This window comes from Brevundimonas sp. NIBR11 (assembly GCF_027912535.1).
Classification (GTDB): Bacteria; Pseudomonadota; Alphaproteobacteria; order Caulobacterales; family Caulobacteraceae; genus Brevundimonas.
Genome location: NZ_CP115465.1, coordinates 3,156,474 through 3,166,259 on the forward strand (window position 1 = coordinate 3,156,474; position 9,786 = coordinate 3,166,259).

The following is a 9,786-nucleotide window of genomic DNA, read 5'->3' on the forward strand; positions in this document are numbered from 1 at the left end:
CTAGGTCTCAGGGAAGTTGAGGCTGGCTTCTCCAGGCCTTAAGCCCTGCTCGCTAAGCCCTCCGCTAAATCCAGCCCCGCCGCTTGAAATAGATCAGGGGCGCGATGGCCGAGATGATCATCAGGCCGAGCGCCATCGGGTAGCCTTCGACCCAGCGCAGCTCGGGCATGTGCTCAAAATTCATGCCGTAGATGGCGCCGATCAGGGTCGGGGGCATCAGCACCGCCGTGAAGATCGAAAACATCTTGAAGATCGACGACTGCTGGATGTTGATCAGGCCCAAGGCGGCCGAAAGCTGGAAATTGATGCCTGCTGCGACCGCCTGATTGTGGGCGATCAGGCTGGCGGCGTCGCGGCTGAGCGAGCGGAGATGTTCGCGCGGCTCTTCCTTGTGCTCGAACCAGTCGTCGACGCCCACGAAGGAGAAAACGCGCGACAGGCCGGCCAGGCTCTGTTCGATGCGGGCGTTGGCGATATGCGCGCGGCCCAGTTTGGTGATCAGGTGCTGGAATCCGACGGGCTTGCCCTCGGAGAAGACATGGACGCCGAAGCCCTCGACCTTGCCGGCCAGACCGGACAAGACGTCCGAGGCGCGATCAATGATCGCCTCCATCAGGTTCAGGAACATGTCCGCCCCGGTCTGACAGAGGGCGGGTTCGCGCTCGAGCTTGTCCATGAACATGGTGAAGGGGCGGGGGTCGAAATACCGGATCGTGACCATGGGACCCGAGGTCAGGACGAAGGTCACCGGATCGATGCCCGGCAGGTCGTCCTCGCCCCGATGCAGGATGTCGGCGGTGACGTAGGAGGCGCCGTTCTCGCGATAGAGGCGGCTGGAGGCCTCCAGTTCGCTCATCTCGGCGCGGGTGGGGATGGAGATGCCCAGCGCCTTCTCGACTGCGGCGTCCTCGCCGTGGCTGGGGTCGATAAGGTCGATCCAGAGCGTGTCGGGCGGCATGTCCCAGCCGCCGATGACGTCGATCTCGACGGCCTCGCAGGCGGCGCAGCCCGAACGATAGAGGCGGATCATTCGGGACGGCTCGTGAAGGGGCGCGCGGGCCTAGTTCTGGGCGGTGTTGGTCGCGTTCGCCGCCACCTGGCGACCGGCGTCGTAGGCGTCGCGCGCGCCCTGATAGATGAAGCCGTAGGTCGGATAGACGGTGGTGCCGAGGTCGTGGATCGGATTGTACCAGACCTTCACCTGCGACCAGTCGTTGGCGCCCGAGACGTCGACGACGGTGACGTTCTCTTCCACCCGGCCGCGGCTGCCGCCCCAGTTGGCGTGGGTCACGCGGATCACCCGGTCGGTCAGGATGTCGGAGACGACGGCGACATGGCCCCGGCTCATTCGGCCTTCCGGGCGGAAGACCAGAACCGAGCCGGTCTCAGGCGCGCGGCCGGTGCGGAAACGGTCCACGGCCTGGTTCCACCAGGTCCAGGCGTCGCCGAAGATGTTGATGCCCGAGAACATGCGGGCGAACGTGACGCACTGCCAATACGGATCCTCGGCCTTGGCGGGGGCGGGCGACAGGGCGAAAAAGCCCAGGCAAGCGGCAACCAGCGCGGCGGTGATCCGTTTCGTCATGCTCGATATGTTTCCGACTGTTACGCCCGCACTCTTCCTAGACGATAGTGAACGCGGGGTAAAAGCCTCTTATCAGGCGAGCTGTGGATCGCCCGAGCCCGCTTTCGCGCGGATGGCTCGACGGTGTGCGATGCCGCGCAATGCCCGCCGCGCGGGGAATTCCACCAGGTGGTACGAGACCGCCGCGACGACCGGCAGCGTCAGGACGACGGCCAGCCACACGAAAAGTTGAAGCTTGTCGCCGCCGCCGGTGATCTTCGACGCCGCATTCACGGCCAGCAGCTTCCAAGGCACCACGACCATATAGACCGAGTAGCTGATCTCCCCGAGATAGACGGCGGGCTTGGACGCCAGCCATCCGGCGCGTTCGTTCGGCAGGGCGGCGAGGCTGAGGATCAGGGCGCCGCACAGGGGCACGATCACCGCGTCGGGCGCCGACAGGGAGGCCGCGACGGCGATGGTCACGGCGATGCCCGCCGACAGAAGGGCAGGTTGCGGCACTTTGATCTTGCGGTGCATCAGGTAGAGGGCGCAGCCCAGCGCAAAGCAAGGGACGATGCGCAGCGCGCCCCACAGGATCGTCGCCTTGGTCAACTCGAACCCGGCCAGCAGCGGGAAGACGATGTAGAGGCCCACGAGGAGAGCCACGGCCCCGATGACGGCGGCGATCGGCCGCTCGCGCAGCTTCCAGGCGACGAAGGCGAAGACGGGGAAGCTCAGATAGGCGAACCACTCCGCCGAGATCGACCAGGACGGATGGTTCCAGCCGGCCACGGGCGCGAAGCCCCAGGCGTGGACCATCAGGATGTTGGCGGGCAGGGCGGACCAGCTGAGGATATTGCTGTTGACGTTCATCCCGGCGGCGAGCGCGCCGAATGCCAGGAGGCCGATGCCGACCAGGGTGGCGATATGCAGCGGATAGACCCGCGCGATCCGCGCCCACAGGAAGGAGCCATAGCTGAACCGCTTCTCGCCGTGCGCCGCCAGATAGACGTGGCACAGGATGAAGCCCGACAGGACGAAGAAGAGCTCGACCCCCAGATACCCCTTGGCCACCAGGTTCGGCATCCAGTTGACGTCGAGGTCGGGCCAGAAGGCGAACAGGGCCACCCAGATGGCGGCGCCGAAGCGAAGCGCGGTGAGAGGACGCAGGTCCTGCGGCGTTTCAAGCTGGGTCATACGCCCCATATGCAGCCGACGCGGTTCCAGAACAGTTAAGTGAGCCTATGAAAGATTCCGACGTGACCCCACCCGCCCTGACCTTCGACGCCATCGCCGCCTCGGCCGCCGCCGCTGCGGGCCTGACCGAGGCGCAGGGCCAGGTCGCCCTGACCGGAGCGCTGGGCCTGCTGGATCGGCATGCGGGGCGCGAGCCGCTGGCTGCCCTTTACGCCGCCCTGCCGGGCGCCGAGACCGCGGCGCGGTCCAAGGCGGCCGAGCGGCCAAAGCGCGGCCTGTTCGGCGGACTTATGGCCTCGGCCGGCGGGGTGTCGGGCAAGGCGGTGGCGGAAGCTATGGGGCTGCTGGAGCAGTTCAAGGCCGAGGGCGTGGGCAAGGACGACCTCAAGCGGCTGCTGCCAGCCGCGCGCGAACGGGTCCGCGCGGCGACGGGGCGCGACCTGCTGGGCGAGGCTGTGAAGAGCGTGCCGGGCGTGGGGCCGCTGCTCGGCGATGGGTAGTCGCGACGTCTCTGGGTGGAAGCAGACGTGAAAACGGCTCCGCCTTCACCAGCGGAGCCGTTCGCGAGTCAGGCTTGGGACAGTTAGGCGACGGGGCGACGACGCTGGACGTACAGCGCAGCGCCGCCTGCGAGGACCGTGCCAAACAGGATCAATGCCCATTCGCTCATCGTCGGCACGGGGGCGGTGACCGTCAGTGTCGGGTTTGCTCCGGCCGTCAGCGGCTTCGGAGATGCTCCATCGGCGCCCGCATAGCTCAAAGTCGACGGGGACAGCGGGTAAATGCCGGCGTTGTTAGGCCTGAAGCTGAAGTTCAGGACGCAGGTGGCGCCAGCGTTCACGGCGAGATTCGACAGCGTCACGGTCGAGCTGCCGCCGTTGCTGTTGATGGTGCCTGTACAGCCGGATCCCCCCGTGTAGTTCCAGTTTCCCGCCGGGAAGGTGTAGTTGAACGTGCCGGCCGAGAGCGCCGTGACAGTCGCATTGGGGACCGACAGGGTGACGGTCGTGCTGCTGCCGAGCGCGATTTGGTTCGGATTGTATGACCCGGTGAAAGACACCTGGGCGCTCGCCGTACCCGCGAAAGCCAAGCTGCCGAAGATGACCGCGCCGAGCAGCGCGGGGCGGAACTGGTTAAACATTAAGCCCCCATCGGATACTGGCGCCCAAAATCGCTCAGCGCCCCGCCAAGAGCGGGTCGAATGGCAATTAGTCAAGCCTAACAGAGGTTTGTGGCCCCCTCGTCAGGTATAGTCAGGACTTGTGGAGAGCCGCGAGGTTGCCACGACGGTCCATTCTCGGTCTGCACAAACTTGTCAGGGGCCAACTCCACCGTGCAGCGAGCGCCCACCGGCCGATCTGACCCATCGTGGCCGTCTCTGCAGTTGACTCTGCCATGGACCAGATCAAGTGCCAGCTGGGTCGGGAGCCGATGCCAGCGCCTGTGCTCTTAGGGCTGAGGCTGGCTTTCCAGGAAAGCGACCGAGGCCGCGCAGCCGTTCAGGGTCTGGGAGCCCCGTTCGACGCGGGCGGTCAGGGGATAGACCCGGTCGCTCATCCCGTCGGAACACTCCGTCGCGATCAGGGTGACGACGAGGGCCGTGCCGTTCGAGGTCGTCGCATAGACGGCCGTGGTGCCCTGGATCGTCGGCCCGGGGTTGGGGGCGCTGACGCCGGGATCGTCAGGCGCCGAATAGATCAGGGTCTGGGGCGTGATGTCGACGGCCCAGAAGGGCTCGGTGCCGATGGCGCGCACGGGCTGGGTCAGGTCGACGCCGGCGAGAACCGGGGGCGGGGCGGGTGGGGCCGTGTTGTCGGCGGGCGGCGCCTCGGGGGCGTTGTTACAGGCCGCGAGCGCGAGGCCGGCGAGAAGGATCAGGGTCAGGCGCATCGACAGGCTCCACGAACGGGCATTTCGCCGACCATGCAGGCCGGCGGGTCGGGCTTCAATACAGGAGGTCGTCGTCCCGCTCCGACTCGCGGCCGGGATCCATGGAGTTGTCGACCCGCTCGTCCCAGCCTTCCCGATGCGACTTGAAGGCCAGGGCCATCAGACCCCAGGTCAGTCCGACCGTGCCCGAGACGCCCAGCGCCATGGCGATCCAGCCGTGCAGCGGCAGGTCTCCGCCGCCGATGGCGACCCAGAACAGACCCAGCCCCCAGGTCGCCGCCGCCGACAGGACGAGGGCGATCAGAAGGTACAGACCAAAGCGCAGCAGACGGGCGACCATGCCGATCCCTTTAGCACGGTTCTTCACCCGTTCGCGGCGACGGGCTAGACGAAATCCATGCCTGAACTTCCCGAGGTCGAGACGGTCCGACGCGGCCTGGAGCCGGTGCTGGTCGGGGCGCGGCTGACCCGCGTGCGACAGAACCGTCCGGACCTGCGCTTTCCCTTCCCCGAGCGGTTCGTGGAGCGACTGGAGGGCGCGACCGTCGAAGGCATCGACCGGCGGGCCAAATATATGCTGGCGGCCCTGTCGACCGGCGAGACCTGGGTGACCCATCTGGGCATGACCGGCCGGTTCACCGTCGACGGCGAACAGCTGGGCGAGTTCGAGGAGCCGGCGCCCATCGCGGGCAAGCACGAACATATGAGCTTCTGCGCCGTGCGCGGCGGGAAGGCCACGCGAGTCGGATTCGCCGACGCCCGCCGGTTCGGCTTCATGGGGCTGATCCCGACCGATGCGGTCGAGAGCCATCCGTGGTTTGTGGGCATGGGGCCGGAACCGCTGGGCAACGGCTTCTCCGCCGCCCATCTGGCCGAGGCCTTCGATGGCAAGAAGCAGAACATCAAGGTGTCGCTGCTGGATCAGCGGATCGTGGCCGGGCTGGGCAATATCTATGTGTGCGAGGCGCTGTACCGGGCGCGCATCTCGCCCCTGGTCGCGGCGGGCAAGCTGACCCGGCCCCGGCTGGAGGCTCTAACGGGCGTCATCCGCGACGTGCTCAACGACGCCATCGCGGCGGGCGGTTCGACCCTGAAGGATTTCGCCAACGCCGAGGGTGGTCAGGGCTATTTCCAGCACCGGTTCGACGTCTACAGCCGCGAGGGCCAGCCGTGCCTCGGCGACGGCTGTACGGGCGTGGTGAGGCGCATCGTCCAGGGCGGGCGCTCGACCTTCTACTGTCCGAGCTGTCAGAGGAAGTAGGGCTTAGGGCTTAGGGTTTAAGCGACTCGACCGAGCGACGCCCCCGACTAAACTTCTGCACGATCCCTAAGCCCTACTTACCAAGCCCTAAGACCCATGACCCACCGCATCATCCTGTTTCGCGGCATGAACACCGGCGGCGTCCGCGCGCCGGTCGGCGAGCAACGGGCCATGGCCGAGGCGATGGGTCTGGGTAATCCGCGCACGCTTCAGGCCAGCGGCAATCTGGTGGTCGAGAGCGACATGCCGACGGACGAACTGGAGGCGGCGATCGAGGCGGAGATGGACAAGACTTTCGGCGTGAGGATCGCCGCCATGGCCCGCACGCAGGAGCAATGGTCGAAACTGATCGCCGCCAACCCCTTCCCGACCGAAGCCGCCGACCACCCGTCGAAGGTCGTGGCCATGGTGATGAAGGACGGGATCAAGGCCGGGGCGCTGGAGGCCGTCCAGGGCCTGTGTCGCGACGGCGAGGCGGTCGAGGCGATCGACGGCGTTCTCTATTTCTGGTTCCCGCGCGGCCAGGGCGACAGCGAGATCTTCAAGAAAGCCACGCCGAAGATCCTCGGCATGGGCACTGGTCGGAACTGGAACACGGTGCTGAAGATCGGCGAAATGGTCGGCGTCTGAAATATCGGACGTGATGTAAAAAATAATGGACATGATGTCCGTATCATGCGACATGGTCTTCGCCGCCTGTCGCGGCGGGAGGCCGTCATGTCTTTTCGCGAGAAACATCTCTGGATCAGCATCTTTTCGGCGGTTGTCGTCTGGGGAGTCTATTTCCGGGAGCTGATCGACCGGGTGCTGAAGGGCGGGCTGCATGACGAGAAATTCGTCGGCGCCATGGGGATCGCCTTCGCCGGCGCCGTCTTCGTCGTCGCCGTGATCGAGGTGGCCCTGACCCTGATCGCGACCCTGACCACCCCCAAGGCCGAGCGAAACACGCGCGACGAACGCGAGATCCACGCCTCGCTGAAGGCCAGCCACGTCGCCCTGATGGTGCTGATCGCGCTTCTGTTCTGTGTTTGCGCAGGGGCCTATTTCGCCGGCCTGCTGGACGACAATCTCGTGGGCGGCACGCTGGCCTTCTCGGTCACCGGAGAGATGATGGTGCTTCTGGCCAATGTGCTGCTGGCCTGTCTGATCCTCACCGAGATGGTGCGCGCCGGGGTCACCTTGATGCTGCTGAGGGCGCTCCGTTGACTAAGGGGCCGCCGCCGATCCGGAACCGCATCCGCGAGCTGCGCTTCCACGCCGGAGAGATGACCCAGGCCGATCTGGCGACGCGGATCGGCATGACGCGCCAGACCATCGTCGCCATGGAGCAGGGCAAATACTCGCCCAGCCTCGAGGCAGCCTTCCGCATCGCCGCCGTCTTCGACGTGCCGATTACCGAGGTGTTCCAGTGGGAGGGCTGACCGCCGGTCAGTGACTGCCGCAGGCGCCGAAATTGGCCAGGTAGCCGGCGTAGTCGGGCCAGCGGAATCCCATCGGCGCGCGCCGCTCCTCCAGCCGCTCCGGGTCCTCGGTCGGGAAGGGGCGCATGAAGCCATCCACGCACTGCATCTGGGTGCCCCACCTTTGCGGCCGGCCCTCGGCGACGGCGACCCGGTCCCACATCATGGCGTAGAAGGATTTGCTGGCCTCGCCCCGGTTCGCCATCGCCTCGATGGCCGGCAGGAAGCGTTTCTGCAGCGCGGTGTCGGCGTGCTGGACGATCAGGAAGGCGCTCGTCGCCGCCTCCTCGCCATAGACGGCGATCGAGAACCAGCCCTCGGCCGGGACCATGGTCAGCAGGGCCTCGACATTCTCATCGCTCAGCCGATCGATCTCGGCGTCGACCAGCGCCCGGGCCTCACGCCGTTCCGCCTCGGGCAGGCCCGACAGATCGATCTCATGGCTGGCGATCGACATCGGCCGCTGGTCCCGCACCAGCAGCGCCTCAAGCCTTTGCCGGTCAGTGGCGTCCGCGCCCAGCCCGTCATAGGCGCGGCGGCTTTCGGCCACCGCCCTGTCGAAGGCCGCCAGTCGGGCCCGCGCCTCAGGGCTCAGATCGCCGGTCATCAAGAGAGCGGTCAGGATCCAGATCGACATGGCGTTCTCCCGAAGATTGTGGCCACCCTAACCGCACGGCCGTCGTCGGCAATCCGGGTTTCGTCCGTCAGAGCAGACCGGTATGCAGGCGGTGCATAAGAGGAACAACGCCATGGCCGACACCTATTCCAACATCCTGATCGACCGGCACGCCGACGGGTATGCCCTGGTGACCCTCAACCGGCCCGAGGCGCTGAACGCCCTGAACTCGGCCCTGTTCGAGGATCTCGCCGACTTCCTCGACGCCGTCGAGCATGACGACGCGGTGCGCTGCCTGATCCTGACCGGGTCGGGAGAGAAGGCCTTCGCCGCCGGCGCCGACATCAAGGAGATGTCGGACCAGTCCTATGCCCAGATGTACACGAGCAACTATTTCGCCCTCGGCCACGACCGGATCACCCGGTTCCGCAAACCCATCATCGCGGCGGTCAACGGCTTCGCGCTCGGCGGCGGCTGCGAGCTGGCCATGCTGTGCGACTTCATCGTCGCCTCGGACAAGGCCAAGTTCGGCCAGCCGGAGATCAACCTGGGCGTCGCCCCCGGCATCGGCGGCTCCCAGCGCCTGACGCGCCTGGTCGGCAAGTCCAAGGCCATGGACATGTGCCTCACCGGCCGGATGATGGATGCGGCCGAGGCTTTGGCGTCGGGGCTGGCGTCGCGGGTCGTGCCGCACGAGACCCTGCTGGACGAGGTCAGGACGATCGCCGCCAAGATCGCCTCCCAGAGCCCGCTGGCCGTCATGGCCAACAAGGAGATGGTCAACGCCGCCCTGGAGACGACCTTGACGCAAGGAGTTCAGTTCGAACGCCGCCTGTTCCACTCCCTGTTCGCATTCGAGGATCAGAAGGAGGGGATGGCCGCCTTCGTCGAGAAGCGGAAGCCGGAGTTCAAGGGACGCTGAGACTCCGCTTGCTCCAGCAGGACCATTCCGCTATAGCCGCCCGCTCTTGAAGATTTCCACGCCGTGGGCAGGGTGTCCGCGGCGTTTCCGTTGATAGGTTTGACGATGGCCAACAATCCCGGCGCGAAGAAAGCGATCCGCAAGATCGCCGCGCGCACCGAAGTGAACAAGTCGCGCCGCACCCGCGTCCGCACCTTCCTGCGCAAGTTCCAGGAGGCCGTCGCCGGTGGCGACGCCGCCGCCGCCAAGGGCGCTTTTGTGGAGGCCCAGTCGGAGCTGATGCGCGCCGTGACCAAGGGCGTGGTTCACAAGAACACCGGCTCGCGCAAAGTCTCGCGCCTGCACGCGCAGCTGAAGAAAATGTCCGCCGCCTGACACAGGATTCTTGGCTGCGGCCAAGCCTGAAAAAGGTTGCGCCACGGATCGGAATTTTTCGAACCGTCGTACTAAAGTTATAGGATTTCAACGGCGTGGGTGCGACAGCTCCCGCGCCGTTTTGCTGTCTGCCGCTAACTGAGCTGGCGACTGTCACGCTTCGCCGGATAGGCGAAACCGAGATTTTCCCAAGCGGGATTTGGCTTTAGCGGAGTCAAACAATTTAACTGCAATTCGGCTCGCGAATCAGCGTTGACCCATGACGTTCGGGGCGTAAGTTTTGGCCTCTAACGCACTTCCATCCCCACACGGATGAAGACGGAGCGGGGACGGATCCCTGCGCCGGCGGGAGACGTCTGTCCGCGAGGCCGCACCCATTTCTGAAGCACCCGCTTCAGGGATCAGGAGAATGCGTCCCTGAACAGGCCGACCCGGCGTCTGGCCGGAACGAGAAGGGTTCCGGTTGGCAGTGACCTTTTTATGGCGGGTGAACGGACG

General features: G+C 66.0%; 14 protein-coding genes. 7 read left to right on the top strand and 7 right to left on the bottom strand.

All coding sequences use genetic code 11. The features are described 5' to 3' along the window. Positions 1–64: 64 nt before the first annotated feature. From O5O43_RS15890 to O5O43_RS15900, 3 genes are all read right to left on the bottom strand, one after another. Positions 65–1,030 (bottom strand): magnesium transporter CorA family protein, encoded by a 966-nt coding sequence (locus O5O43_RS15890; RefSeq protein ID WP_271084874.1) that lies wholly within the window; start codon positions 1,028–1,030, stop codon positions 65–67. A 30-nt stretch (positions 1,031–1,060) separates the two neighbouring features. Next, a complete protein-coding gene (locus O5O43_RS15895; protein WP_271084875.1) occupies positions 1,061–1,585 on the bottom strand; it encodes a CHAP domain-containing protein in 525 nt (174 codons plus the stop codon). Positions 1,586–1,657: 72 nt separating this feature from the next. Beyond that, positions 1,658–2,764: an acyltransferase gene (locus tag O5O43_RS15900; RefSeq protein WP_271084876.1), complete on the bottom strand. Its 1,107-nt coding sequence runs from the start codon at positions 2,762–2,764 to the stop codon at positions 1,658–1,660. A 62-nt stretch (positions 2,765–2,826) separates the two neighbouring features. Between O5O43_RS15900 and O5O43_RS15905 the strand changes: the two genes are divergently transcribed. Beyond that, a complete protein-coding gene (locus tag O5O43_RS15905) occupies positions 2,827–3,264 on the top strand; it encodes a hypothetical protein (RefSeq protein WP_271084877.1) in 438 nt (145 codons plus the stop codon). Between the two features lie 83 nt (positions 3,265–3,347). Here O5O43_RS15905 and O5O43_RS15910 read toward each other — a convergent pair whose 3' ends face one another. From O5O43_RS15910 to O5O43_RS15920, 3 genes are all read right to left on the bottom strand, one after another. After that, a complete protein-coding gene (locus tag O5O43_RS15910; protein WP_271084878.1) occupies positions 3,348–3,905 on the bottom strand; it encodes an IPTL-CTERM sorting domain-containing protein in 558 nt (185 codons plus the stop codon). A 308-nt stretch (positions 3,906–4,213) separates the two neighbouring features. Further along, complete coding sequence (locus O5O43_RS15915) at positions 4,214–4,654, bottom strand: hypothetical protein (RefSeq protein ID WP_271084879.1); 441 nt, start codon at positions 4,652–4,654, stop codon at positions 4,214–4,216. 55 nt (positions 4,655–4,709) lie between these two features. Then, positions 4,710–4,994, bottom strand: a complete 285-nt coding sequence (locus O5O43_RS15920; RefSeq protein ID WP_271084880.1) for a hypothetical protein — start codon at positions 4,992–4,994, stop codon at positions 4,710–4,712. 57 nt (positions 4,995–5,051) lie between these two features. On the opposite strand from O5O43_RS15920, the gene mutM reads away from it, so the two are divergent. From mutM to O5O43_RS15940, 4 genes are all read left to right on the top strand, one after another. After that, entirely contained in the window at positions 5,052–5,915 is an 864-nt protein-coding gene (mutM, locus tag O5O43_RS15925; RefSeq protein ID WP_271084881.1) for a bifunctional DNA-formamidopyrimidine glycosylase/DNA-(apurinic or apyrimidinic site) lyase, read from the top strand. Positions 5,916–6,011: 96 nt separating this feature from the next. Next, complete coding sequence (locus O5O43_RS15930; RefSeq protein ID WP_271084882.1) at positions 6,012–6,545, top strand: DUF1697 domain-containing protein; 534 nt, start codon at positions 6,012–6,014, stop codon at positions 6,543–6,545. An 87-nt stretch (positions 6,546–6,632) separates the two neighbouring features. After that, positions 6,633–7,121: a hypothetical protein gene (locus O5O43_RS15935; protein ID WP_271084883.1), complete on the top strand. Its 489-nt coding sequence runs from the start codon at positions 6,633–6,635 to the stop codon at positions 7,119–7,121. Beyond that, positions 7,118–7,336: a helix-turn-helix transcriptional regulator gene (locus tag O5O43_RS15940; protein WP_271084884.1), complete on the top strand. Its 219-nt coding sequence runs from the start codon at positions 7,118–7,120 to the stop codon at positions 7,334–7,336. Before O5O43_RS15935 ends, O5O43_RS15940 begins: the two co-directional genes overlap by 4 nt. Before the next feature lie 7 nt (positions 7,337–7,343). Here O5O43_RS15940 and O5O43_RS15945 read toward each other — a convergent pair whose 3' ends face one another. Further along, positions 7,344–8,012, bottom strand: coding sequence for a DUF6624 domain-containing protein (locus O5O43_RS15945; RefSeq protein WP_271084885.1), 669 nt, complete (start codon positions 8,010–8,012; stop codon positions 7,344–7,346). 112 nt (positions 8,013–8,124) lie between these two features. On the opposite strand from O5O43_RS15945, the gene O5O43_RS15950 reads away from it, so the two are divergent. Together O5O43_RS15950 and rpsT are read left to right on the top strand one after the other, a co-directional pair. Then, complete coding sequence (locus tag O5O43_RS15950; protein WP_271084886.1) at positions 8,125–8,913, top strand: enoyl-CoA hydratase-related protein; 789 nt, start codon at positions 8,125–8,127, stop codon at positions 8,911–8,913. Between the two features lie 105 nt (positions 8,914–9,018). Next, positions 9,019–9,288: a 30S ribosomal protein S20 gene (gene rpsT / locus O5O43_RS15955; RefSeq protein ID WP_271084887.1), complete on the top strand. Its 270-nt coding sequence runs from the start codon at positions 9,019–9,021 to the stop codon at positions 9,286–9,288. Positions 9,289–9,786: the final 498 nt, after the last annotated feature.